Genomic DNA, 25416 nt, shown 5'->3' with positions numbered 1-25416 from the left:
GCTTCTAGCACGTCGGAGAGAAAGAGGTCCCCCGACAACGCAGTCAGAAGGGCCTTTTTCACCATCCTTAGTTAAGTGCGATCATTTTGGAGTCGTAGCGCATTCTTTCTTCGTTATAGTCCGCCAAGGTTCTTTCAGCCTGGGCCGCGAAAGCCGGATCTTCACTGGAATGTTCCAGCGTTGTGCGAGTCGTATTCACTGACAGCACATAGTCACTTTTTCGGATCAGGTTCTGAAAATCAAATTCATACAGCTTTTTGAACTGACCGTGACTGGAACGACGAAGCTTCATCAGTTCCGTCATCGCCTGCAGATGATTCAGCACGCGCTGCGAGTACTCGTCCTTAACGGCATCGAAATCAATATTCTTCTGCCAGCGCTGAAACGCACCCATCGAGGAAATCTCCAGATAGCGGCCGATCTGCAAATCCAGGCCTTCAGCGGAAGTTTTGGCTTTATTCAACCCCAGCAGCAGCTTTTGTTTGGATGCCAATCCATGTACAGCGGCGCCCTTTGTCGGCTGTCTCACCGTGAGACTTTTGCGCTGAAGTGAAGCTAATGACAGTTCACCTGCCAGAAGAGTCAGCCCCACAAAGAAAATCGCCAGAGTTCTGCTGTAAAGTTTCATTTTATTCGTCATACCAAAGAATCAATACAAGGCCCGTGCCGTGTCTGAAATTGAGACAAAAGATGGTTGCCAAAAACGCCGGGGTTTATTGAAATACCCGGGTACTGTTTCAAGGAGAACGAATGAAGCGAATGATTCTGCTGGTACTGGCGCTTTCCGCCTGCACTCACAAGACCCCGGACAAAGCCACCCACGTTCAGCATCTGGCGACCACTTATGTGTCCACCCTGCCGTCTCGGGGCATCGATTATTCTGCCAAAATTGAACGTGTGGCCTTCGGTTCCTGCGCGAACCAGGATGAACCTCAGCCGATCTGGAAAACCATCGCGGCCACCCACCCGGATCTGTTCTTGTTCACGGGTGACAACATCTACGGCAGTTGGTCCGGACAGCAACCCATCGCCGAACAATACCGCAAGCTGGATCTGGTTCCCGAATATCGCGCCGTTCGTGAAAAAGTTCCCTTCATGGCGACCTGGGATGATCATGACTTTGGCCAGCGCGATGGCGGTCATGAATGGGCCGGCAAAGATGCCGCCCGCCGTGATTTCATGAACTATTGGACCTACACCCGCAACAGCATGCCGCTGGAGCAAGGGGGCGTTTATCACAGCAAAATCATCGGCCCGAAAAAACAAATGGTTCAGGTGATTATGCTCGACACCCGTTACTATCGCAGCCCGCTGAAAGAACGCCCGGGTTTTGAAGGCAAAGCGATGAATTACATCCCTCAGGATGAAGGCACCATTCTGGGTGAAAATCAGTGGCAGTGGCTGGAAGCCCAGCTAAAGCGCCCGGCGCAGGTTCGTTTTATCATCAGCAGCATTCAGATGATTGCCAATGATCCGCAGTTTGAAAAATGGGGAAATTTTCCGAAAGAGCGGCAAAGATTCTTTGATCTGATCAAATCAACCCGCGCTAAAAATGTGATCGTCATCAGCGGCGACCGGCACATTGCCTCGATCGCGAAAACAGATTTGAAAGATTATGGCCCTCTTTATGACATCACTGCCAGCTCTCTGAACCGTCCGAACAAATACCCGGACGCTGACAGTCACTATGTGGGTGCCACCTACAACCAGGAAAACTTCGGCCTGGCCGAAATTGACTGGAAAATGAAAACTGTGTCCATGCAGATTCGCGACATGAACAGCAAAGTGGTGAATTCTGTCGAAATCAAACTGAAATAACTATTTGTCCGAGACACTCCAGTCCTGTCGACCGGCGGATTCCTGCGCAGGACCGCCGTTAAACAAGGTGCGGGCCCACAGGACAATTTCGTCCACTGCCGAATCAAGATGGGTTTCATCCACCACCTGTGTTGGAATATCCAGATGATCCACGGCCAGATTGCGGCTGTCATCCATGGCGCTTTCCACGATCACCAGCCCTTTGAGACTGCAACCTTCCTGACAGACTTGCGCCAAATACTCGGCTCCCACACTGACGCCGACGCCGATGATACGCTCTTTATCGACGCTGGCGTGGTTTTCCAAAAAATCCAGGGCCGCGCGGATATCCTGCAGGCGCTTGCTGGGAGATTCCCAGGGTTGTGGTGCCTGCTCGTCTTCACTGAAATAACTGTGGTCCATGATCAGGGTGATAAAACCTTCGGCACTGACCTCCCGAGCCAGTCGCTCGGTCACTTGCGCCGTGGCTCCGGTCATTGAACCTTCAAACAGGCAGGCTGCAAAGATCTCGGAAGCATCCTCTGGCAAAAACAAAGTTCCTTCCAGCATGCGGCCTTGTGACGTGAAATTGACAGTGAGTTTCATGGCGAACCTCCCGCTGTCTTTAAAAATAAAACGAGGCCGCAGAAGGCACACAGATATTCGGGCTGAACTGCCGTAAAACAACAGACAGACCCGACGGAGGTCTTTACTCCAGACTGAGTAACTGCAAATTGATCATAAAATTGCGCGCAATACGATAGGCGCGCTCTTTGGCTTCATTGGCTTTCAGGCCCACGAAATGCTCATCAACGGTCTCGACAAACAGACGCAGCCACTGCTCAAAGTGCCCGCGCTCCAAATTCAATTTGGTGTGTGGCGGAAAAGGACGACCACGATAGGTGTCTTCGCCCAACAGCAGGTCACTCCAGAAATTGTAAAGCTTCGGCAGATGTTCATCCCAGTCCACTTTCGCCACATCAGTGAAGATCGGACCGATGTATCCATCGGCACGAACTTTTGCGTAAAAGCCATCGACAAGAACTTTGATATCCTCGCGAGTCTCAAGGGGCTTTCTTTCTTTTGTTGTCGTCATGAAGTTTCTCTTTTCAAAAACAACTTAGCACGGATGAACTTGGAACTCAGCCATGAATTCCAAAATAAACCACCGGGTTGGAGGCCCCTACGCAATTGGCAGGACATCCAGATCTTTAGGGCGGATTTTGCGCAGGTCCTCCGGGATGGACTTCAGGATCGCTTCGCCAAGAGCTTCGATCAGTTCATTTTTGTAGTGCTCGCGACGATAAACCAGACCAATTTCGCGGGCCGGGATCGGACGCTCGAACGGCACAATCTGACTGCGATTGCCAAGCTGTTCTGTCGCGAGATGCGGCAACAATGTGTATCCGCCATACAGGTCCACCAGATTTTTCAAAGTCTCAAGACTGCCACTTTCAAACTTATAGCGACGCCCCTGCCCTTTGCCTTTTTTGACAGAGCAAATATCCAGAATCTGATTCCGAAGACAGTGGCCTTCTTCCAGCAGCCAGATATCCTCCATGCTCAGATTCGAATACTTGATTTTCTTCAAGTGCGCATATTCGTGATTCTTTTCGCACAGCACATAGAACGGTTCGTAATATAATGGAAACTCGAACATCTTTGCTATTTGTACTGGGGTCGCCAGAACCCCGACATCAATTTCATCCCCATTTAGGGCATCGATGATTTGATCCGTCTGCATTTCCTTGATGTTCAAATCGACTTCCGGAAAAAGCTCTTCAACCACCGGCAAAAGTCTAGGCAGCAAATACGGAGCCACCGTCGGAATGACACCAATAGACAAGCTTCCTTGTTTAGCGCCTTTTTGCTCATGCTGAATAATGCTCTCAATTTTTCTGGACTCAAAAAGGACCGTCTGAATTTGGGAAATCAGTTTTTTACCCATGTGTGTCAGTAAAATGGGTTTTTTGGATCGGTCAAAGATCACCACCCCTAAATCCTCTTCCAGCTTCTGTATTTGCATGCTGAGCGTGGGTTGAGTCACGTGGCAGGCCTCGGCCGCCTTGGCAAAATGGCCGTGCTTATGGACAGCCATAACGTATTCCAGCTGCGTCAAAGAAAAGTTCACTTTTGGGCTCATATAAGGGCTCCTTGGGGCCTATTATGCCGCAATAGACAAAATCTATCAATGCATATTTATAATCGATTTCCCTAAAAATGGTTGATCCCGTAGTCTCAAAGACGAAAGATGTCCACTAACAACTAAACCTGCTGGTGGACCTGAATTTTTATTTAGGCCCTAAGGCCACAACCTAACCACTTTATTCGAAGGAGAATAAATGCAAACTATCATCAACACGAAAGTGCCAGATTTCAAAGTTCAAGCTTTCCACCACGGTGATTTCAAAACCGTGACTCAGAACGACCTTAAAGGCAAATGGTCCATCTTCTTCTTCTACCCTGCGGATTTCACATTCGTATGCCCTACTGAATTGGGTGATATGGCTGACAAATACGCTGAATTCCAAAAAATCGGCGTGGAAGTTTACGGTGTTTCCACTGACACTCACTTCACTCACAAAGCATGGCATGATGCTTCTGAGACAATCAAAAAGATCAAATACCCAATGTTGGCAGACCCTACCTTCCAATTGACTCGCGCATTCGGCGTGCACATTGAAGAAGAAGGTTTGGCTTACCGTGGTACTTTCCTGGTGAACCCAGAAGGTAAAATCGTATTGGCTGAAGTTCAGGACAACGGTATCGGCCGTAACGCTGATGAATTGTTCCGTAAAACTCAAGCAGCTCAATACATCGCTGCAAACCCAGGCGAAGTTTGCCCTGCGAAATGGACTCCAGGCAAATCCACTCTGAAACCAGGCTTGGACCTAGTTGGTAAAATCTAGTTTCTAGATTTTATGCGAGTCCCCGCCCACGCGGGGACAAGCCCACCAAACGCAGAACAGAAATTAGCTGAAAGTTGCAAATGCAAGGCGGGAGAAGGAAGCCGTACTCCTGTACGGCGACGCCGACCAACGCAGCAGTTGCAATTTTCAGGTAATTTCCCCCGAACGGAGGTCACAATGTTAGACTCTTCTCTTCTTGAACAACTAAGATCAGTCTTTGGTGCCTTGGAGAATACGGTTGAGCTTGTCTATGAGAACAGCTCTCACGAAGATCAAAAAGATCTTTTGGACATGCTTCAAAGTGTTGCCAGCACTTCTGATAAAATCACGCTGACGCAGAATGCGTCTGGCACTTCTCCGATGCCTCAGTTCCGCATTGACTATAAAGGCAAGCCCACGGGCATCGTGTTCAAAGGTATTCCCGGCGGTCATGAATTCACTTCATTGATTCTGGCCATCCTGAACACCGATGGCAAAGGCAAGCTTTTGGACAGCGTGATCGCGGACCGCGTTCGTCGTCTGAACAAAAACATCACAATCCAGTCTTACATCTCTTTGACCTGTGAAAACTGTCCTGAGGTGGTGCAGGCCCTGAATCAGATTGCTTTGATTCACGGAAGTCTTCGTCATGAAATCATTGACGGCGGTTACGTTCAGGACGACATCAAGTCCCTGGGCATCCAAGGTGTGCCGAGCCTGGTGGCGAACGCAAAAATGTTCCACTCCGGCCGTATCCAGCTTTTGGATCTGGTGGCAAAACTGGAATCCACTTTCGGCGTTGACGCCAATGCCGCCCCCTCTGAACCTGTGAACAAGAATCTGGGGCACTTTGATGTGCTGGTGATCGGCGGCGGCCCTGCGGGGGCGTCTGCGGCGATCTACACCGTTCGTAAAGGTCTTTCCACCGCGATGATCACGGAAAAAATCGGCGGCCAGGTGCAGGAAACCAAAGGCATTGAAAACCTGATTGGTGTGACTTACACCGAAGGCCCTCAACTGGCAGCGCAGTTGAATCAGCACATTGCCAGCTATCCGGTCAAAGTTCTTGAAAACCGCCGCGTGAAAAAGATCCACACGGAAAGCAAAGTCAAAGCCATCGAACTGGAAAGTGGCGAACACCTGACGGCCGACGCGATCATCGTCACTACAGGGGCGAAATGGCGTGAACTGGGTGTTGAAGGTGAAAAAGAATATCTGGGCCGTGGCGTGGCTTACTGCCCACACTGTGATGGCCCCTTCTATAAAGGCAAGAAAGTGGCCGTCATCGGCGGAGGAAACTCGGGCGTGGAAGCCGCGATTGACCTGGCCGGCATTGTTCGCGAAGTCGTGGTGTTTGAATACAACGACCAACTGAAAGCCGACAAGATCCTGGTCGACAAACTGAAATCCCTGCCGAACGTGTCCATCGTGACCAGCGCCAAGACGGAAAAAATCATCGGTGACGGCAACAAGGTTCAGCAGATCCAGTATCTGGATCGCTCTTTGAACAAAGAAGAGAAAATGGACCTGGATGGCATCTTTGTGCAGATCGGCCTTGTGCCGAACAGTCAGTTCCTGAAAGAAACTGTGGAACTGACCAAGTTCGGTGAAATCATCGTCGATGAAAAGGGTCGCACTTCCGCCAAGGGCATTTATGCTGCTGGTGACGTCACAACGACGCCATACAAGCAGATCGTGATTGCCATGGGCGAAGGCGCGAAAGCCGCTTTGGCGGCATTTGAAGACCGCATGTATCATTCCTAACAGAATACCGGCACGTTGCTGTAAAATTCGCGGGCCCTCCCCCTCATAGGGCCCGTTTTCTATTGTGCGTAAAGCATCTCGCCTCTTGACTCCAAATCTGCCTGACCTACGATGATTCAGCAAAACAGGAGTCCATTTAATGAAAACAGCATTGAAAATGCCATTTTTAGCCGCTCTGATTTTTTCGTTGAGCGCCTGCCAAACCCTGAACAAGAAGGAAGCCGTGAACGCTGAATACATTCCGCGCGAAGTTCTCTTTGGAAATCCGGATATCACCGGCATCAAAATCAGTCCTGACGGAAAATACGTCACTTATCTTTCCGCCCACAAAGGAGTTCTGAACATCTGGGCTCAGGAATTCGGCAAGCCGGAAACAGCAAAACCTGTCACCCACGACACCAAGCGTGGCATCTTCAGATACAATTGGACTTACACTCCGGGCATTTTGACCTTCACTCAGGACGTCGCCGGGGACGAAAACTTCGGTCTGTACACCCTGAATGTCTCTACCGGGGAAATCACAGAAATCACCAAACCTGGCAAAGTAACCTCCCAGATTGCTGAAACCAGCCACCTTCGCCCGCAGGAAGTGGTCATCATGACCAACGAACGCGATCCAAGGTTTTTTGATTACAAGATTCTGAATCTGACAACGAAAGCCACCACGGATCTTTTCACCAACACTGAAAACTATGCCGGGATCATGTTTGATAAAAACTTCCACCCGATCATCGCAAGCCAGTCGAACAAAGACGGTTCTTCAACCATCTTCCTGTGGAATGCTGGCAGTAAAAAGTTTGTCAAAAAAACCGTGATGCCATTTGAAGACAGCATGACATCTTCTGCGGTGGACGTTTCCCATGACGGCAGCAAAGTCTATCTGCTGGACAGCCGCAAACGCGACAAAGCGGCTTTGATCGAATGGGATATCAAGTCTGATAAATCCAAGGTGGTTGCCTCTGACGAACGCTCTGACATTCAGGGCCTGCAGATGCACCCACAGACAGGAAAGCTGCTGTGGGCGTCATCTTATTACCTGAAACGTGATATCCAGTTCTTCGACAAGGACTTCCAGAAGCACTTTGAAAACATCGAGAAAAAACTCAATACCGAAATCAACGTGACTTCCATGAGTCTTGACGGAAATCAGTGGGTGCTGTTCGCAGACTCCACCGACAAACCGGTGGCGTTTTATTTCTATGACGTCAAAACCGGAACTTTGAGCCAGCCTTTGTATCACACCAAATCCATGATTCCTTACGGCGACCGCATGAGTTCCATGGAAGCTGTTGAAATCCCGTCTCGCGATGGTTATCAACTGGTGTCCTATTTGACTCAAGCCCGTAAGCAAGCAGGCAAGTCGATGGTTTTGCTGGTGCACGGTGGTCCTTGGGGCCGGGATGACTATGGCTACAATCCCTATCACCAATGGCTGGCAGATCGCGGTTACAACGTTCTGAGCGTGAACTTCCGCGCTTCCACAGGTTTCGGGAAGAAGTTCCTGAATGCCGGCGACAAGCAATGGGGCCGCAAGATGCATGACGACCTGATTGATGCTGTCAACTGGGCCGTTAAGAACGACTATGCAGATCCAAAACAGATCGTGATCATGGGTGGTTCCTATGGCGGTTATGCCGCGTTGGCAGGTGTGACCTTCACACCGGATACCTTTGCCGCTGCGGTGGATATCGTCGGCCCGTCCAATCTGGAAACGTTGTTGAACACGGTTCCACCTTACTGGGAAAGCTTCCGTGCGAATCTATATAAGCGCGTCGGCGACCCGACCACGGCATCAGGCAAGAAGCTTCTGAAAGAGCGCTCTCCACTGACTCATGTGGATAAAATCAAAAAGCCATTGCTGATTTTACAGGGGGCCAATGATCCGCGCGTGAAAAAGGCGGAAGCTGATCAGATCTACAACGCCATGGCTGCTAAAAAGATCCCAGTGGAATACGTACTGTTCCCTGACGAGGGACACGGCTTTGCCAAAGCGGCCAACAACATGGGCGCCAACGCCATCACAGAGGAATTCCTGCAGAAATATCTGAAAGGGCGTCTGGAGCCGATTGAGGCACAGGTCAAAGCCTCATCAGCACAGTTTATCACCACGCCTCAGTAAGTCGGTAATAAAATGCCCCTGAAACCACTTCAAGGGCATTTTATTTAATTCTGGCCCTCTTTAACATCAAGGAATTGACGATCACGGAAACAGAACTTAGTGCCATTGCCGCAGCAGCAAAAATTGGGCTCAAAAGAATTCCAAATAAAGGATATAAAATACCAGCAGCCACTGGCACTCCCAATGAGTTATAGACAAATGCGAAGAATAGATTCTGTCGAATGTTCTTCAATGTTGCTTCGCTCAGTCCGCGCGCTCTCACTATTCCCGTCAGATCTCCTTTAATCAGTGTCACCCCAGCGCTATTCATTGCAACATCAGTACCCGTTCCCATTGCAATTCCTACCTGAGCTTGGGCCAAGGCTGGAGCATCGTTGATACCATCCCCGGCCATTCCCACAAAAGATCCCTCACTTTGCAGCTTCTTTACAAGATCTGCCTTACCCTGAGGAAGAACATCCGCAAAGTAGTCATCCAGCCCCACTTTTTTGGCCACCGACGCCGCCGTTTTTTTATTGTCTCCGGTCATCATGATGACCTTGATGCCTGCATCTCGAAGAGCTTTAATCGCCGGCAAGGTGCTGTCTTTGATAGGGTCGCTGACGCCCAAAAGTCCCGCTAATTTGCCATCAATTGCCACGTACATCACAGTTTGACCATCTTCCCGCAATTGATCAGCGCGAGCTTCAGAGTCTCCCAGCTTAACGGAAACTTCCTCCATCAGAGCCTTGTTACCAATGGCAACCTGATATCCCGCCACTTGCGCCAAAGCCCCTTTTCCCGTCACGGAATTAAAGTCCTGAGCTGCACTGATTTCAATATTCTTTTCTTTCGCTCCTGAAACTATCGCGGCCGCCAAAGGATGCTCACTCAAAATCTCCAGGCCGGAGCTCAGACTTAGAAGCACATTTTCCGAATGCTCTCCTAGAGCAATCACCGTGACTAACTTCGGCTTCCCTACCGTCAATGTGCCCGTCTTATCCACAACAAGAGTGTCAACTTTTCTCATCAGCTCAATGGCCTCGGCATTTCTAAAAAGAACTCCCATGGTTGCACCCCGCCCCGTCGCTACCATGATTGACATCGGAGTCGCCAGACCCAAGGCGCAAGGACAAGCAATGATCAGAACAGCTACTGCATTAATCACAGCATGAGCCAGCTTTGGCTCCACTCCCCAGATCGACCAAATGACGAAAGTGAGTACCGCCACTAAAATCACCGCAGGAACAAAGTAAGCGGATACATGATCAACCAATTTTTGAATTGGCGCGCGAGATCTTTGCGCTTCTGCCACCATCTGGACAATCTGGGAAAGCAGGGTGTCCTTTCCGACTTTCTCAGCCTGCATCAGCAGCGTTCCCGTCCCATTGATAGTGGCACCGACAACCTTTGCCCCTTGCGTTTTCTCCACAGGAACAGGCTCTCCGCTGACCATGGATTCATCCACAGAAGAGGAGCCGGATAAAACAAGGCCATCCACCGGGATTTTTTCCCCTGGGCGAACACGAATTTTATCTCCAACATGAATTTCATCAAGAGGAACATCAACATCCGAACCATCAGGCATGACTTTTCGGGCTGTCTTGGGAGCCAACCCCAACAATGACTTTATCGCAGCACTGGTCTGGCCCCGAGCTTTCAGCTCCAACACCTGTCCCAACAAAACAAGCGTGACAATCACACTTGCCGCTTCAAAGTACAATCCCACTTCCCCTGTCATCGGATCTTTGAAAGATTCAGGAAAAACTTCGGGGATTAGAACCGCAATAAGGCTGTAAATATATGCCACTGCGACGCCAAGTCCGATCAGCGTAAACATATTCAGAGATTTGTTTTTTATAGACTGCCAGAACTTCACATAAAAGGGCCATCCGCCCCAGACGACAACTGGAGTCGCCAAAAGGAGCTCGACCCACGGCATTGCTTCCAAAAAACCCCTGGAGTGGATCAGGTGGCGGCCTCCCATTGTTACAAAGACCAATGGAACACTCAATCCCGTCGCCACCCAAAAGCGTCTTTTCATATCCAGATATTCGGTATTATCCTCTTCAATAGACAAAGTGGGCGTCACTGGCTCCAGAGTCATCCCGCAGATAGGACAGTTCCCAGGACCCTTTTGTCGGATTTGAGGATGCATAGGACAAGTGTATTCAACATCCGCTGAAGCCAACGGCGTTGTCAGCTCCGGCTTTTTGTTTTCGTGAATATGCCCATGGTGATTGTGATTGTGATTGTGATTGTCCATATGCTCCTCAATCGAAAAAACGCAAATAGTGTCTAGTCTTGCGCTCCGTTTTCAATCCACTTGCGAATGATCAGAATCTCTTCCTTGGTCACCGCATCGTAGATGTCGTCTGGTGGAGGCATTCTTTTATCATCATTTCTTTCCAGTGCTAAAATCAGCCCGGACTCATCAGGATTATAAGGAATCACCAGCTCCAACGGAGAATTCAAAAGAGAGGCTTTGTCCAATGGCACGCGCTTTCCAGTACCCGTGGCGTGATGGCAGTCATAGCAGGAGTATTGAAACACTTCCCGGCTGATGGACTCATAGGTCGGCTCCAAAGCTTTGGCCGTTCCCGCAAAAAGAATCAGGGAAGAAACAAAACACAATAGCTTCATTATTGTGCCACCTCAGCCGCAACGAAGCTGCCATCCAAATTCAAATAAACGTTGAGAGTCAGATTGGTCAGTGTGGAGTGCATCACACCCAACGCCATCTCTTTCCCGTCCTGTTGAACTTTGATCAATTTAATAGAAGACAGGCCCTGGTCAAAGAGAGCTACGGTTTCATCGCCATTATTTTCAAGAACATAGTGAAGCGCATTTTCCATCAATGAAGCGGCATCTTTTTCTGTCCACGCATTGTCCGGCCCCTGTTCCCCATCCGGCAGAACCTGATAGGAAAGAGCCTTGCCCTTTTCATCAAAATAAACTTCAAGCTTCAGAGCTGCCCCCGTTTCAGGCTGAGTTTGAGACGCCACGGCACGGAAGGCACCTGCAGACTTATCCGCTGTCGGCGCAATTTCAATGGAATCAAGATGGGAAATAAATCCACTGTCAATCTTACCCAGGGTCACCAGTCGATCAATACGATGGGCTGTCAGTTCCGCGGCCTTAGCAAGCGTCACTTCCTGCGCCAAGCCTGTGACTGAAAACATAAGAACCGCTGCAATTGTTAATAGTGATTTCATTTTATTCTCCTGTTTAAGGGTAAGCTGCACACTTGTTGGATTTAAAAGACTGGGGATCCAGAGCCATACGGCCGTATTCAACACCCAACTTACGCATATCTACCGCTGCCACTTTATTGGAGGTCAGGATGTCCGACACAATATCGTGAAGCATGTGATTATTGTCGAAGGCCGCGGCAATCAAAGGGAATTGACGAGCAAAAGTCGGCGCCTCCTTCGCGGTCTCTGGCATCATGTCAAATTCTGCTGAATCCGGCAGATCACTGATCAGGGTCCAGAACTCCTTAACAGTTTCCTGAACAGCCAGATCCCGTTCCGCCCGATGGGGCTTCATCAAAGCCTCGTACAGACGGATCTGGAACCAATGATAGGACCAGATCAAGAGATTAAAGCTTGGATAACTGCGGCGGAAATCTTTGGAGAAGTAGTGCCCATCCATGAACAACATGGTTTTGCAAACATCCGTTATCGCCAGGCTGCGATTGGCCTTGTATTGGACAAATATCTCATTGATCCGACGATGCATCCCTTCCCCTCGATCCTCGGAAGTTGCCAGTACGTCCAGCACCCATTGATGCAACATATGGGACCAGTCAAACGCATTGACCATCAGCGGGAAGGTAAACACATACTCCGGCGCAATATCATCCTCATCCACTTTTACAGGTGGCGGATTCTTGAGAATTACAAGAATGTCGCGCAAAATCTCTTTTTCAAATTCTTTGGGATTCGCGATCTTGCCTTTATTGTGCAACAACCGCTCATAAACCAGCGCATGACCATAGTCGAAGGCATACAGAAGCTGCTGCGCCTCTGGATAGGCCTCGCCAAACTTGTAGGCCTCTTTCGGCATGGGATACCATGACGGTGCTGCTTCTGCGAAGATCGGGAAAATCATCAGGCACAGAATCAAAACGAATGATTTCATCGGCCACCCCTGTCAACCAGGACCATATTAAATTCATTCCATCGGTAGCGGATCTTGGCATCCACCGGAAGCATAATCGTGGGATCTTTAATCTCATAATGAATGTAGGTATCCCAACTCTCTTCTTTGCCCCCGGATTCAGGCCATCCTGGCTTGATGGGCCCCTGACAACTATAGTCGTTCGCAACCAGATAAACCCGGATGACAAACTCAGGGAAAAGTGGCGAAGGCGACTTTCTGGCAAAACGATTGTCCTGGCCATCAACAAAGACACAGGTCAATGCCAGCTTTTCACCGTTGATTTCAATAAAGGAACCGTCCTTTAAAAGAATTCGATCCCAGAAATGACGATAAATGGACGCTCCCTGGAGCGAGGAGTTCATGTCGGAAATAATCGGCAGATCATAGAGGGGTTGCGCAAACTCAAACGAGTAATTAATGGAGGACTTCATGCCCGGAAAAGGGATCATGAATTCCGCATTGGTTCTGATCCTGTAAATCAAAGACCGATAGTCTTCTGCCTTTGGCAAACCTTGTGCCTGAGCAAAGGAAGCCCAGACAAGGAAAGCAAGGACAAATAGGGACAAATTCTTCATATAGACTCCTTAAAAGAGAGCACCTTGGTATACCCATGGGGGGTATAATGTCACCTTAAGAAATACGGCCTAACGCGCAGCAAATGGCCTCGCCATGCATACCCACCTGGGGTATGCAGTGAGCGACTTCAAAAAAGGATGGAACTATGAAAAAAGCATTAACTGGTTGTCTTGTGATTTTCGCCTCACTTAATCTATGGGCTCATGGGGGGCCGGAACGCATCATCATCGAGCCAGAGATTCAGGGAAAACTGAATTCCGGTAAAATAGTCTATAAATTTGATCTATTTGATGACCAAGCCCATAAAGCGGTCAAAGACCAGGATCTGGTCGACTCCCACACAAAGAAGCTGCATCTTATTGCCTATGATACATCTTTGCATGAGTTCAATCATGTGCACCCCGTCTTCAACGGCAGCAACTGGGAGGCTGAGCTGGATCTGCCAGTCAACGGCAACTACTTCATCTGGGCCCAGGGGGAACTTGCTGATGGCACTGAGTTTTCATCATCCGTCAAAGCACAGATTCAAGGCGGCCTCGAGGAAATTCCAACAGCACCATTGGGAGATGTAAGAAAAGCCCTTGCTGACGGCACCGTCGTGGAAGTTGCTTCCGGAAAAGTTCAGGCAGGAAAAATGATCATGCTGGACTTTACAGTTTCCCGTCAAGACGGCACTCCAGCGGATATTACCCCTTATCTGGGGGCCTTTGCCCATGTTATCGCAGTTTCTCCGGATGGCACCCGCCTTATCCACGTTCATCCCATGAAGGGACGCGCGCCGAACACAGGAATGCTGCATGCGACATTCCCTACTGCAGGTGACTATCGTGTATGGATTCAACTGAATGACAAAGGTGAACTCAAAACCCTGCCACTCTCGATTTCAGTTGCAAAGTAGAATTTTGATGCATTTTCCGGAAAACAAGCCCTGCGGAATCTCGATTCCCGGGGCTTTTTAGTTTTTTATAATTCGCAAAGTTCGATGGAATGCCCGTCGGGATCCAGCACGATGGCCTTTTTGCCATCAGGCATGTCTGTAGGGTCTAAAATGCACATAGCACCCGGAACTTTAACAAGTTCCTGCACTGTTTTCTCCAAATCCGTAATCTTGAAACCCAGCTGCAGGCTTGGAATCTGAGATCTTTGCGGATTTTGGATGTTGTACAGGGAAAATTCGACACCGTTGTGAACGGCTCTGTGAACTTCACTCCCTTTATCAACTTTTGACGCTGTAAATTGAAAGCCGATAATTCGATAAAAACCCAGCATGCCCTGTAGCTGCGTGGTGTTTATTGTGATAGAAGTGAATAGCAAACTCATCCGTCTATTATCTGAAGCGAGGCCGCATGAAACAAGAAAAAATTTATCTGAAAGACTATAAATCCCCTGCCTTCACGGTGGATTCCATTAACCTCGACTTCAATCTGAACGAAGACTTTTGTCGAGTCGTGGCAAAATCCCAGGTTCGTCGCACCCACCCCGGTGAGATGCGCCTGAATGGCGAGGAATTGAAACTGGTTTCCATCAAAATCAACGGCCGCCAATTGAATGCCGACCAATACCAGATCACGGCAGAAGAACTGATTGTTCCGTCAGTTCCCGACAGCTTCACATTGGAAATCGAAACCGAATTGCAACCGCAGAACAACACCTCTCTGGAAGGCCTTTACAAATCCAACGGCATCTTCTGCACCCAGTGCGAAGCTCAAGGCTTCAGAAAGATCACTTACTTCTTTGACCGTCCGGATGTGATGACTTCTTATTCCGTGACGATCGAAGCTGACAAAAAGAAATACCCGGTTTTGCTGTCCAACGGAGATCGCATCAAAGTGGAAGACCTGGGTAACGGCCGTCACAAAGCTTACTGGCAGGATCCGCACAAAAAGCCGTGCTATTTGTTTGCATTGGTTGCGGGTGACTTGGGCGTGATCCGCGACACTTTCACAACTGTGAACGGTCGCAAAGTGAATCTGGAAGTATACGCGGCCCACGGCAAGCAGGACCGCTGTCTGCATGCCATGGAATCCCTGCACAAATCCATGAAATGGGACGAAGAGGTCTTCGGCCTTGAATACGACCTGAACGACTACATGATCGTGGCGATTGATGACTTCAACGCTGGCGCGATGGAAAACAAAGGGCTGAACATTTTCAACTCCCGTCTGGTGCTGGCGGATTCTGATTCGGCAACCGATGTGGACTTCCACAACATTGAATCCGTTGTCGCACACGAATACTTCCACAACTACACCGGCAACCGCGTGACTTTGCGTGATTGGTTCCAGTTGTCCCTGAAAGAGGGTCTGACCGTGTTCCGCGATCAGGAATTCTCTGCTGACATGACCGACCGTGGAGTTCAGCGTATCGAGGACGTCGATGCTTTGCGAGCTGGCCAGTTCGCAGAAGACGCGGGTCCGAACGCCCACCCGGTTCGTCCCGAGTCCTGCATGGCGGTTGATAACTTCTTCACCATGACGATCTATGAAAAAGGATCTGAAGTGATCCGCATGATGCAAACGATTGTGGGCCGCAAGGGCTTCCGCAAAGGTATGGATGAATACTTTAAACGCCACGATGGACAAGCCGTGACGACAGAAGACTTTGCGTCGGCGATCGCGACTCCGAACAACAAGGACTTCACTCAGTTCCGTCGCTGGTACAACCAGGCCGGCACTCCGGTGGTTGCTGTTCAGGAAAAATTCGACGCTGAAAAGGGCGAGTTCCATGTGACTTTGGAACAAAGCTGCCCGCCGACTCCGGGCCAGCCGACGAAAGAACCATTCCACATTCCATTGATGATGGGCCTTCTGGACAAATCCGGCAAAGAGTTGCCATTGAACTGCGATAAAATCACAGTGAACTCTGACGGCAAAAACCTGATGGAACTGAAAGAGCCAAAAGAGACTTACGTGTTCACAGGCTTGAAAGAGCGTCCGGTGCTTTCGATTTTGCGTGAATTCTCGGCTCCGGTGAACCTTCGCTGGGAGGCTTCCGAAAACGATCTTTATTTCCTGATGGAAAAAGACACGGATTCCTTCAACCGTCGTGAAATGGCTCAGAAACTGGGGCTTCGTCTGTTCAAAAAGATGATCCAGCAGGCGCGCGCCAAAGAACCGATGACTTTGGATCCTCGTTTCATCAGCACCATGACTTCCATTCTGGAAGATCAGGCGATGGACCCGGCTTTCAAGGCAAAGATGCTGCAACTGCCAAGTTACGCTGTTCTGGCGCAGGAGGAAGCGGTATTGGATGCGGAAGCCTTCTATAAAGCCCGCACAGCTTTGCGCAAAGAGATTGCAACCGTAAACCGCACTCAGTTGCTGAATATCTACAAAAAATTCCATGGCGTTGAGCCAAAAAGCCGTGACCCGAAAGTCTTTGGTCACCGCTCTTTGAAAAATCAGGCCCTGGCTTATCTGGCGGAACTGCACGAACCGGAAATCATGGACATCGTGAACAAGCAGTACTGGGAAGCTCAGAACATGACCGACCGTATGACGGCGATGTCTTTGCTGGCGGATTCAGACTCTGTCCACCGTGAAAAAGTTCTGCAGAACTTCTATGAGGTATGGAAGAACGATTCAGTGGTGATCAACAAATGGTTCACGGCTCAGGCCACCGCTCACCGTCCGCAGACTTTGGAAGACGTCAAAGCATTGACGAAACATCCGGCATTCAACATCACGAACCCGAACAATGTTTATTCCCTGCTTCGTGCATTTGGTGCGAACCTTGTTCGCTTCAACGACCCGAACACCAACGCTTACGAGTTCTATGCCGACAAGATCCTGGAGATCGATCCAAAGAACCCGCAAGTCGCTGCCCGTTTGTGCGCGGCCTTCAACTTCGTTTCCAAGCTGGAACCAGCCATGAAGGAAAAGGCCCTGACTCAAATCAAACGCATGGTTGCGGTGGAGTCTTTGTCCAAGAACTCTCGCGAACTTTTGCAATCGGCTTTGACCTAGTAGGTTGCTTAGGACGGCGGGCTCGGAATCAATCCGGGAGTCCGCCGCTTCAGAGGGCACGCATCCGTGCTCAGTCGGTGCCGGGGCGTTGCCCCGGTTCGCGCATCGTGCGCCACCGAAGGCCCTCTTACGGGCGGTCTCCCGGCTCGCTTCCGTTCCCTCTGCCCTCTTCAATCAACTAATCCAATGCGACCTTAAAATGCGCATAAAAAAAGGGAGTCGAAAGACTCCCTTTTGCTTTTTTCGTGTTTTTATTTCCCCATCCCCACCCAAGACCAAGGCTGGTCAAAAGGGCTCAGATGCACAAAATGCCAGGGGCATTTTGAGGTGTAGCCCACGCGGAGGCGGTCCCTCGCAGCGCAGGCGTGCTCCCTGCACGTCGGAGCGAGAAGGCCCGCCGACAACGCAGTCAGATGGGCCCTTTTCACCAGCCGCTAGTATTTGGTTCGGCAGTGTTCAAGGAACTCTTCGCGAGTTTCCATGCGGCTCTTGAAGTGGCCTCTTAGGTCGCTCGTGCTGGTTGTGCTGGAGGTGTCTTCGATGCCTCTCATCATTACGCAGTAGTGTTTTGCGTTGATGTGGACCGCGATGTGTTCGGTGCCCAGGATGTATTGAAGGCAGTCGGCGATTTGTTTTGTCAGACGTTCCTGCACCTGTGGGCGGCGGGAGAAGTACTGCACAATGCGGTTGATCTTGGACAGACCGATGACTTTTTTATTTGGGATGTAAGCCACTGTTGCGAAGCCGTCGATTGGCAGGAAGTGGTGTTCGCAGAAAGACAGGCAACCGATGTTTTGCACCACGATCATTTGATCGTAGTTCATCTTGTTTTCGATGACGGTCATTTTTGGGAACTTCTTGGGATCCAATCCTCCGAAAACTTCGTTCACGTACATTTTGGCAACGCGTTTTGGAGTTTCACGCAAAGAATCGTCATCCAGATCCAAGCCCAGGGTGTTCATGATGTCGGTGAATTTTTCGGTGATACGTTCGATCTTTTCTTCGTTGGTCAGACCATTGTGGATCATCGGAGTTGGGCGGACATTTTCCAAAATCTGCTTCACGGATGCAGAGACATCCGCGAACTGAGATTCTGGTTTTGCATTTACACTTTTTTTGCTGGTTTTCTTGGTGGTTTTCTTTGTTGTTTTTGCCATCGTTATTCCCTGCTCGAAAAGCCCACTTATGCCCTAAAATCGGCAGGTTCGCAAAGCTCAAAGGTCTTAAATTATGTTTTTTGTAGATTTTGACTGCCCAGCCATTGGCGCAGCAGGTCTTTCTCTGACGAAGACAGACCGTCAAAATGGATTCTGAGGACTTTGTCCTTCACATCGATGACCTTGGCTTTGCACTGAATATCGTTGATCTCTGACAGCACCAGGGTCAGCACTTGGTCTTTTTTGAAAGACTCCACGCCTTCCGGCACGGAAATGCGAGCTCCGGTATAGGACAGATCCACGGTTTCGCCATTTACTTTGCCGTTCAAAACAACCGGGGTCACCACGACGAAACGATCTCCCGTCGGGGCAAACCAGTTCTGACGACGATCCAGGTAAGGATAACGGAAGAATGAAAACACCGTGCCCACGATAAAGAGCACCAAAAGGCAATCCAGCACCCTTGCGGTGCTGATCGCCGGGTCCACCACGCCAAACCCCTTAAACAGGCTGACCAGCGTGCTGATCACAAAGATTCCACAAAGGATCATCCCCAGGACCCAGGACAGCTTGTGACGGATCATGAGCGTCAATCCGGCGCCGAATACAGACACCCAACCCACCCAATTCAACACCGCAACTCCGGTTCTTTGCATCATGATGAGGTCAAGCACAGGCGTGAACATAAGCACAGCGGCAGCCATTTCCACTGCACGAGGACGTTCTAGAGCTGGTGATTTTGTTTCCATGATAAACTTATCGGTTAGAGCCGAGTCAGGGTATAGATTTTTATTGATTATCTCGCTTCAATCCTTAGAATTTCTCATTGTGAGACACATAAATTTTCAGCACGTCATTTTCATCCTTGCGTCCCTTGTTTTGACCAGTCAGGCAAAGGCCTATCCTGATTTTATCGGGTACAGCTATTCCTCCTGCATCACCTGCCACTATAACGGTCTGGGGGGTGGCGCTTTGAATGACTACGGTCGTGCCCTGTTTGCCACCGAGATCACGTCCCGCCAGGTCTTTCCGAAATCCATGGAAGAAGAGGAAATCGCCGAGATGTCCGGCTTTCTGGGTAAAAAGAAGCTGCCATGGTGGGTGCGCCCGGGTCTAAAATACCGTGGTCTGTGGTTGCAGATGGATCCTGGTGCCAAGGCTTCCACCGAGCGCTACATCAACATGCAGAATGATGTGAATCTGAATTTCTTCCTGGACAAGAAACAGAACTATGCGCTGATCACAACCGTTTCCTACACCGGCGTGGAGCCTTATTACGGAAAAACCAACACCTGGTTCATGCGTGAATACTATCTGCGCTGGAAACAAAGCAACAACTTCTGGCTGTATGTGGGTCAGATGGATAAAGCTTACGGCATCCGCAACGTCGATCACTCGGCGGTCAGCCGTAAAGCCATCACTCTGGGGCAGTTTGACCAGTCTCAAGGAGTGATTGGTCACTTCACCTACCCGGACTGGGACGTGGCTGTGAATGCGTTCTTTGGCAACGCTGCCCAGGAAGATCCGCAAAAACAAAAAGGCTTCTCGGTGGCCGGTGAATACCAGGTCTATGAAAAGTTCAAAGTCGGCGCCTCTGTGCTGACTTCCCAAAGTGACCTGCAACAGTGGAATCTGGCGGCCCTGACCACGCGTATGGGGCTTTCCAAAGGCTCTGCGATCATGGGTGAATTTGGTCTGCGCCAGAAAAAGGACAAGATTGCGGATTCTGAAGCCGAGCTGGGAACCTATGCGATCGTGCAAACCATGGTTGAAATCAATCGTGGTTATAATTTCCTGTCGATTCTGGAACACACCAAAGGCGACATTAACAAATCCTCGGCGGAGGCGATGAAATGGAGTCTGGGGGCTTTGATGTTCCCGCTGCCACGCACAGAGTTCCGTGCCATGGCCACCAATGGAAAAACCTATTCGGACACCGGTGGTGTCGATGATGCCTGGGCTCTGCAGGGGCAGATCCATATTTCCTACTAAGGGACGCATATGAAAAAATGGATGCTTGTACTAATCGCCTCTTTACTGACTCAGAGTGTTCTGGCCCAGGAAGAGGCCGAGACCGAAGAAACTCCGGCGGCAGAAGCTGCGCCGGCAACAACCACCGCCAAAAAACCGGCGGTTCGCGCACGTGAAAACTGGGGCTTGAGCCTTTCCACTTTGCAGTGGGATGAAACCCTGCGCGTTCAAGACGGCATCACCAACACCAAGGTGCCTGCCAACTATAATGCCATCACAGTGACCATCATGAAAGAAATCACCTACTATCGCTGGGGCTGGAGCGCCGGTGCCTTCATCGGGGCGGGCCGTTCCAACGGTGGATCTGATGCGGATCCTTATCTTGCAGACAAAGTGGCCTTCACCACTTACGGGATCTCCCCGCGCGTGTTTTACCGTCTGTCCGGACGAATCAATGCCGGTGTGACCGGAATGTTGTTTTATAAAAACATCGACTGGCCGAAAGAAACCAGCACGCAGACCATTGACTCGGGCCGCAGCCTGAACGTCACGGGTATTGCCGACTTGAACATTCGCATGTTTCAGAAGTGGGATTTCTATACCGGGATTGGTCCTTTGACGGAAGGATCCACCCTTTGGAAAATCGGCGTGAACTACCGATTCTAAAAAGACAAAGGCCCCTTTTCAGGCTTTTCAGGGGCCTTTTTTTATTTATTTTACTGGAACAGTCACGGCCAGGGTCACTTCGTCTTCAACACCGACACCCATATAGTTGATGTCCTCGATGCCAAAGTCGCTCAGCTTCAACTTGAATTTCGCTTTCAAAGTCTTGCCTTCCACTTTGTAAACCCCGGAAATGTCCTTTTCAATACCACGGATTTTGATCTTACCCGTGCCCTTGCCGCCCTTACCTTTTGCGGAAAGCAAAACCGCCTCTGGGAACTTTTCTGTCTCCAGATGCTTTTGCGTATGCTTATCACGAAGCTCTACGCCGGTTTTCAAGGTTTTCAGATTCACAACAATGTTTTCAGCGGAAACTTCGTCACCGTTCACCACGGCCTGACCTTTGACGTCAGAAGTTTTGCCTTTGAAATCCCCCATCGGATTCAAAACCACATCCAGAACCACACTTTGCGCCATCGCTGCTGTGGAAATACCCATTGTGACAATCAATGCTGCAACAAATTTCATTTGCCCTACCCCTTTTACTTTTGGTGATTGTTTTAAAAACATATTAAATGACTTACTCAATGCTGTTGATCCAGTCAGCCACGGCTTGAACCTCTGCCGCTGACATAGAACCCGACGTCGGCATATTGCGAGTTCCCGGCCCCACTGTGGCCCCTGACAGGCGATAGTAAAGTTTTGATCCCGCCAGATCCTTGGCTTTCACCAGGCCGCGCGAAAGCGCTTTGGTTTCCGTCAGGTTGCGGAAGTCTCCGTAAGAAGAACTATTGTGACAGTTTAGACATTTGGAATCGATAACTGCTTTGGCCGCCAGGAATTTTGGATTTTCTTCCACCACTTCCTTGCCTTCGTTGATCAACGCCGGATCAAAGATCACATTTTCAATCAGATTATTGGTCGCCACATAGCGGGACATCACATTCAGTTCGCCCTTGCTCAACGCCAGACCGTCAGTGGCTGAGCCGCCATACACAACATACTCGTATATCTGACCGTTCGTACCACCGGTCGCCACACTTTTCACGGTGAAGGCGAAGTCTCCGGGAGTTCCGGTTTTTTTAATTTCAGCCGTCTGCACCACGCCATTCACCTGCAAGGTCATCTCGGTGGGCTTCACACCAAAACCTGCCGCCAGCACCATCTTGCTGCCGCTGCTGGGAAGGTTTACTTCCATATAAGCGATATTGCTGGCATCCGGAGCCGCACGCACCACGCGGATCTTACCCGCAGCGATGTTGATATAAGCATCCTCTTGATTGGCTCCCGCAGACACTGAAAAAACTTTCCCCGTCATGCTGGTATCCAGTGCCACAACGAAGGACAGTTGATCCGCCATAAAAAGGGCTTTGTTGACATAGGAAGGATTGCCGGGCTTGGACCAGAAAGAAAGCTCAGTGGAAGACAAAAGTTTTGGCAGGGATTTTTGATCCAGGGCTTCGCGGGAATCAAAGATCCCCTGTTCATAAAGAACCTGATCCTGCAAAGCAAAGTCGCTGCAATTCTGGAACGCCAGAATCATCGCCAACCCCGCACTGCCGACCGCAACGGTCTTTAAAACCCCTAGCTTCATTCGAACTCCCCCAAAAACATACAAAACTCTTATCGGCATCAAACACGAAGAACCCAAGGCTTCCGTGTTTGCTTTCCTGTCTCAATATGAGACTAGTTTGGCATCCCCAGATCCACCCATTTCTGCACGATGGCCTTCATCTGCGAAGACATCAGACCCGAACGTGGCATCGGTGAGTTCGCGTCATTAATACGCTTGATAATCACACCGGACTTCGCCTTGGAAGCCGCATAATTGCTAAGATCCAGCCCGCCGTCTGCGCCCGCGCCCGAGTGACAGCTCAGACACTGAGTTTTAAACACATTTACTTTTGTATCCGAACCCACGAGCATCGCATAAGTCACGTTTGCCGGAGCTTCATCAACCGGCACCACCACACTGCTTCCGGTTCCACATGTCGCGGTGGACTCGGCTTTTTCAATGGAAGTGAACTGCAGGGCAAACTTATCTGTTGTTTTGGTTGTATTCTGCACCAGAAGCTGGGCATTCCCTACTGGCGCCAGCGCCAGCGGTGTTCCCGGACAAACCACGGCATTAATGCTGCGGTATACAGTCGCCGAATCCAGCATCTTGTCATTTACATAGAAGAACAGACCCTTCACACGATACTTCGCAGTGCCGGTTGTGATGGACATCGTGGGATTGCGAGCCGCATATCCGACTTCAACTCCACCGACTTTTGCAACCTGCAACTCCACCGAAATCTTCAATGGGAACGTCGTGGCTTTTGCGGGCAGGTCTGCTGCCGTGCTGTAATTCCATTCCAGCTTCGTCCAGGTGGCAGGGGTGCCTTTGCTGTTAACGATGGCTGCATTGGATTTATTGGCTGTGATGACGGATTTATCGACGCCGTCATCACCTTTACAGGAAAGATAAGACGTCTGAGCCGCCTGCCATTCCGCCTTCAAGCTTGAAATCGCACCGTTGTGGTGCGCACCTGTGTAAGGGGGATTGTGCGCCGGATTGATCGCATTGTCTGAAATCGCCACGTAACCTTTATCCTTGAACACCTGATAGGACATCAAAGAGTTCTTGGAGGCAAAGGCCGGTGCTTCGTGCTCACCATTGTGGCAGCCCGCGCAGTTGTTTTTCAGGAATGTATAATAACCGGAACCGAACTTGGCATAAAGCTGATCTTCACAGATATCACCTGTGCTCTGCTCACCTTCATCCCCTTCTTCTTCCGTGGATCCACCCGTCAAACCCGAGCTGCCCTGATTGACCAGCTTCACGGTCTGCGTGTCGATCTGAAAACCTTCGCCCAGACTCTGAGCGCAGTTTTGGAATGCCACAACCAGGATCAGTCCCCCGGATACAGCCCCCAGAGCCTTCAAAGATTGAAGTTTCTTCATTCGCTTCCCCTTAAGCTACGTGAAGTTTAACAACTTTTTCTACGTCGTCCGCCTGCAAGGTGGCCGGCGCCAGTTGTTTGAACATCCCCATCTTGTAATTCAAATTCAAATAGTTCGCCAGAATCGCCGCCGCCACATAGTCCGGACGGGATCCTACCAGCGTGGACGTATCCACACTTTGATCGCTCAGGTAATGACCGATCTGGGTACCACTGGAAGTCACTTTGCCACTTGGATCAAAGGCAATAATGAACTGCAGTGACGACGAATAGTCACTGGACCAGATGCTAGTTGGCGAGTCCGACACTTCGGAGGAACAAGCACCATCAGTTGTGACCATGATAAACAAAGGCTTTTTCATCTGGCTGGCAAGTTCCAGCATATTGCCGATCTGCACACCTGCAGCGAAGTCTTTCGCATCCGCCGCCGTACGCACTCCCGGAGCATGATAGTCGTAACCGCCCAAAGTAATGCGCCCGTGCGCGATATTTCCGTTCAGGGCATTGTAAACAACACCTGCCGTAATTGCAGTGGCATTGTTGCTTGCCGTGGAGGTATTGATTTTATAAACATTCTGAACGATCGCATCTTTGCGTGGATCGACACCCGAAGCGCCGCCCGCCGCAATGATATCTCCGGACTTGATACCGGCTTCCTGCAAAGCCACTTTCAATCCGTCATTTTTTGAGTTCAGTTTTGCCACCTGGGACTTGGTCATCTTGGCAACAAATGAAGCCAGACTGCGTCTTTGATTTGCATTGAACAATTTCGAATCCGCCAAAGTGTTTGAATAGTTCAAGGCACCAAACATGTTATCCAGGCTCGCCAACTCCAAAGTGGAATTCGGAGAAGAAAACACCGGGCGAATATTTTCCGCACTGGCGCCCTGATGCACACCCGGTAAAACTTTACCAATCAGACCGGCGCGCTCCAAAGGACCAGACAGATCATAAAAAGGACGAAGAGCCGCCTGACCATTGGTGTCGTTAGCGGTGTCCGTGCACAGAGCGACAAGGCGGGCTTTGCCCAGCGTTGCTGCAGAAGCGACGGACTTGATGCCTTTATGCAGCTGAGAGCTGGTGGCAAAATCCGCCCCCATGACTTTTTCAGTGCCGAAGCCGGCCTTACCCAGGCCCAGTTTGTTGTAAGAACTCAGCAGACTGCCGCCTTTGTCTTTTACGACAAAGTTCCCATGAAGAGCAGCGCCACCGCTCAATCCCAGGGTCACAAACGGAATCATCGAAGCATTGTCAGCAGCCTCCGCCTGACTGCCCATTGTCAGGATGGATGTCACGGCGCCAGGCACGGCCACTCGCGCGGCGAAAGACAGAACGCCTGTCTCAAGCAACTCGCGGCGAGACAGTTTCAGGCTGGAAATGTCGGTCTTTTCATCAAGAACTTTTTTCAGTTTATCGTTTTTCATTTTC

24 protein-coding genes are annotated in these 25416 nt (G+C 50.1%); 8 read left to right on the top strand and 16 right to left on the bottom strand.

The window, feature by feature from the left end; translation table 11 throughout:
• Positions 1-67: 67 nt before the first annotated feature.
• The gene (locus B9G79_RS06710; protein ID WP_088564834.1) at positions 68-640 is read right to left on the bottom strand and encodes a hypothetical protein; all 573 of its coding nucleotides are present in this window, start codon (positions 638-640) and stop codon (positions 68-70) included.
• A 110-nt stretch (positions 641-750) separates the two neighbouring features.
• Between B9G79_RS06710 and B9G79_RS06705 the strand changes: the two genes are divergently transcribed.
• Positions 751-1818: an alkaline phosphatase D family protein gene (locus B9G79_RS06705; RefSeq protein ID WP_088564833.1), complete on the top strand. Its 1068-nt coding sequence runs from the start codon at positions 751-753 to the stop codon at positions 1816-1818.
• Here B9G79_RS06705 and B9G79_RS06700 read toward each other — a convergent pair whose 3' ends face one another.
• The 3 genes from B9G79_RS06700 to B9G79_RS06690 form a co-directional block, all read right to left on the bottom strand.
• A complete protein-coding gene (locus tag B9G79_RS06700; protein ID WP_088564832.1) occupies positions 1819-2403 on the bottom strand; it encodes an alpha/beta hydrolase in 585 nt (194 codons plus the stop codon).
• 103 nt (positions 2404-2506) lie between these two features.
• Positions 2507-2893, bottom strand: coding sequence for a group III truncated hemoglobin (locus B9G79_RS06695; protein ID WP_088564831.1), 387 nt, complete (start codon positions 2891-2893; stop codon positions 2507-2509).
• Between the two features lie 87 nt (positions 2894-2980).
• Entirely contained in the window at positions 2981-3940 is a 960-nt protein-coding gene (locus tag B9G79_RS06690) for a hydrogen peroxide-inducible genes activator (protein ID WP_088564830.1), read from the bottom strand.
• A gap of 199 nt (positions 3941-4139) precedes the next feature.
• On the opposite strand from B9G79_RS06690, the gene ahpC reads away from it, so the two are divergent.
• The 3 genes from ahpC to B9G79_RS06675 all read left to right on the top strand — a co-directional run bounded on the left by ahpC (position 4140) and on the right by B9G79_RS06675 (position 8568).
• Positions 4140-4706: an alkyl hydroperoxide reductase subunit C gene (gene ahpC / locus B9G79_RS06685; RefSeq protein WP_011164920.1), complete on the top strand. Its 567-nt coding sequence runs from the start codon at positions 4140-4142 to the stop codon at positions 4704-4706.
• A 177-nt stretch (positions 4707-4883) separates the two neighbouring features.
• Positions 4884-6449, top strand: coding sequence for an alkyl hydroperoxide reductase subunit F (gene ahpF, locus B9G79_RS06680; RefSeq protein WP_088564829.1), 1566 nt, complete (start codon positions 4884-4886; stop codon positions 6447-6449).
• Between the two features lie 139 nt (positions 6450-6588).
• The gene (locus B9G79_RS06675) at positions 6589-8568 is read left to right on the top strand and encodes an alpha/beta hydrolase family protein (RefSeq protein WP_088564828.1); all 1980 of its coding nucleotides are present in this window, start codon (positions 6589-6591) and stop codon (positions 8566-8568) included.
• Between the two features lie 40 nt (positions 8569-8608).
• Here B9G79_RS06675 and B9G79_RS06670 read toward each other — a convergent pair whose 3' ends face one another.
• From B9G79_RS06670 to B9G79_RS06650, 5 genes are read right to left on the bottom strand one after another with little or no spacing between them, the layout of a single operon-like run.
• Positions 8609-10813: a copper-transporting P-type ATPase gene (locus tag B9G79_RS06670; protein WP_088564827.1), complete on the bottom strand. Its 2205-nt coding sequence runs from the start codon at positions 10811-10813 to the stop codon at positions 8609-8611.
• Positions 10814-10845: 32 nt separating this feature from the next.
• Positions 10846-11190, bottom strand: coding sequence for a c-type cytochrome domain-containing protein (locus B9G79_RS06665; protein ID WP_088564826.1), 345 nt, complete (start codon positions 11188-11190; stop codon positions 10846-10848).
• Positions 11190-11762 carry a hypothetical protein gene (locus B9G79_RS06660; RefSeq protein ID WP_088564825.1) on the bottom strand — a complete coding sequence of 191 codons (573 nt, stop codon included), beginning with the start codon at positions 11760-11762 and terminating at the stop codon, positions 11190-11192. Before B9G79_RS06660 ends, B9G79_RS06665 begins: the two co-directional genes overlap by 1 nt.
• A 13-nt stretch (positions 11763-11775) precedes the next feature.
• Entirely contained in the window at positions 11776-12690 is a 915-nt protein-coding gene (locus tag B9G79_RS06655) for a hypothetical protein (RefSeq protein WP_088564824.1), read from the bottom strand.
• Positions 12687-13286 (bottom strand): hypothetical protein, encoded by a 600-nt coding sequence (locus B9G79_RS06650; protein WP_088564823.1) that lies wholly within the window; start codon positions 13284-13286, stop codon positions 12687-12689. The genes B9G79_RS06655 and B9G79_RS06650 overlap by 4 nt, the downstream gene beginning before the upstream one ends.
• A gap of 146 nt (positions 13287-13432) precedes the next feature.
• On the opposite strand from B9G79_RS06650, the gene B9G79_RS06645 reads away from it, so the two are divergent.
• On the top strand, positions 13433-14185 hold the full coding sequence (locus tag B9G79_RS06645; protein WP_088564822.1) for a hypothetical protein: 753 nt from the start codon (positions 13433-13435) through the stop codon (positions 14183-14185).
• Between the two features lie 65 nt (positions 14186-14250).
• On the opposite strand, the gene B9G79_RS06640 is transcribed toward B9G79_RS06645, so the two are convergent.
• The gene (locus B9G79_RS06640) at positions 14251-14607 is read right to left on the bottom strand and encodes a VOC family protein (RefSeq protein ID WP_041577782.1); all 357 of its coding nucleotides are present in this window, start codon (positions 14605-14607) and stop codon (positions 14251-14253) included.
• A gap of 26 nt (positions 14608-14633) precedes the next feature.
• Between B9G79_RS06640 and pepN the strand changes: the two genes are divergently transcribed.
• Entirely contained in the window at positions 14634-17252 is a 2619-nt protein-coding gene (gene pepN / locus B9G79_RS06635) for an aminopeptidase N (protein ID WP_088564821.1), read from the top strand.
• A gap of 434 nt (positions 17253-17686) precedes the next feature.
• Here the strand turns inward: pepN and folE are convergent, their stop codons facing one another.
• On the bottom strand, positions 17687-18415 hold the full coding sequence (folE, locus tag B9G79_RS06630; protein ID WP_088564820.1) for a GTP cyclohydrolase I FolE: 729 nt from the start codon (positions 18413-18415) through the stop codon (positions 17687-17689).
• Between the two features lie 65 nt (positions 18416-18480).
• Complete coding sequence (locus B9G79_RS06625) at positions 18481-19158, bottom strand: PilZ domain-containing protein (RefSeq protein WP_088564819.1); 678 nt, start codon at positions 19156-19158, stop codon at positions 18481-18483.
• 79 nt (positions 19159-19237) lie between these two features.
• Here B9G79_RS06625 and B9G79_RS06620 point away from each other — a divergent pair, with 79 nt between their 5' ends.
• Both B9G79_RS06620 and B9G79_RS06615 read left to right on the top strand, forming a co-directional pair.
• The gene (locus B9G79_RS06620) at positions 19238-20401 is read left to right on the top strand and encodes a hypothetical protein (RefSeq protein WP_232469233.1); all 1164 of its coding nucleotides are present in this window, start codon (positions 19238-19240) and stop codon (positions 20399-20401) included.
• A gap of 9 nt (positions 20402-20410) precedes the next feature.
• Positions 20411-21046, top strand: a complete 636-nt coding sequence (locus B9G79_RS06615) for a hypothetical protein (RefSeq protein WP_088564817.1) — start codon at positions 20411-20413, stop codon at positions 21044-21046.
• A gap of 45 nt (positions 21047-21091) precedes the next feature.
• Here B9G79_RS06615 and B9G79_RS06610 read toward each other — a convergent pair whose 3' ends face one another.
• The 4 genes from B9G79_RS06610 to B9G79_RS06595 all read right to left on the bottom strand — a co-directional run bounded on the left by B9G79_RS06610 (position 21092) and on the right by B9G79_RS06595 (position 25412).
• A complete protein-coding gene (locus B9G79_RS06610) occupies positions 21092-21571 on the bottom strand; it encodes a YceI family protein (protein WP_088564816.1) in 480 nt (159 codons plus the stop codon).
• A 52-nt stretch (positions 21572-21623) separates the two neighbouring features.
• Positions 21624-22637, bottom strand: a complete 1014-nt coding sequence (locus B9G79_RS06605) for a hypothetical protein (RefSeq protein ID WP_088564815.1) — start codon at positions 22635-22637, stop codon at positions 21624-21626.
• A 92-nt stretch (positions 22638-22729) separates the two neighbouring features.
• Complete coding sequence (locus B9G79_RS06600; protein WP_088564814.1) at positions 22730-23989, bottom strand: hypothetical protein; 1260 nt, start codon at positions 23987-23989, stop codon at positions 22730-22732.
• 10 nt (positions 23990-23999) lie between these two features.
• Entirely contained in the window at positions 24000-25412 is a 1413-nt protein-coding gene (locus B9G79_RS06595; protein ID WP_088564813.1) for a hypothetical protein, read from the bottom strand.
• Positions 25413-25416: the final 4 nt, after the last annotated feature.

The sequence above is a fragment of the Bdellovibrio bacteriovorus genome (assembly GCF_002208115.1).
Lineage (GTDB): Bacteria > Bdellovibrionota > Bdellovibrionia > Bdellovibrionales > Bdellovibrionaceae > Bdellovibrio > Bdellovibrio bacteriovorus_C.
Note: the sequence above shows the minus strand (reverse complement) of the source record. Positions and strands in the feature narration are given on the sequence as shown.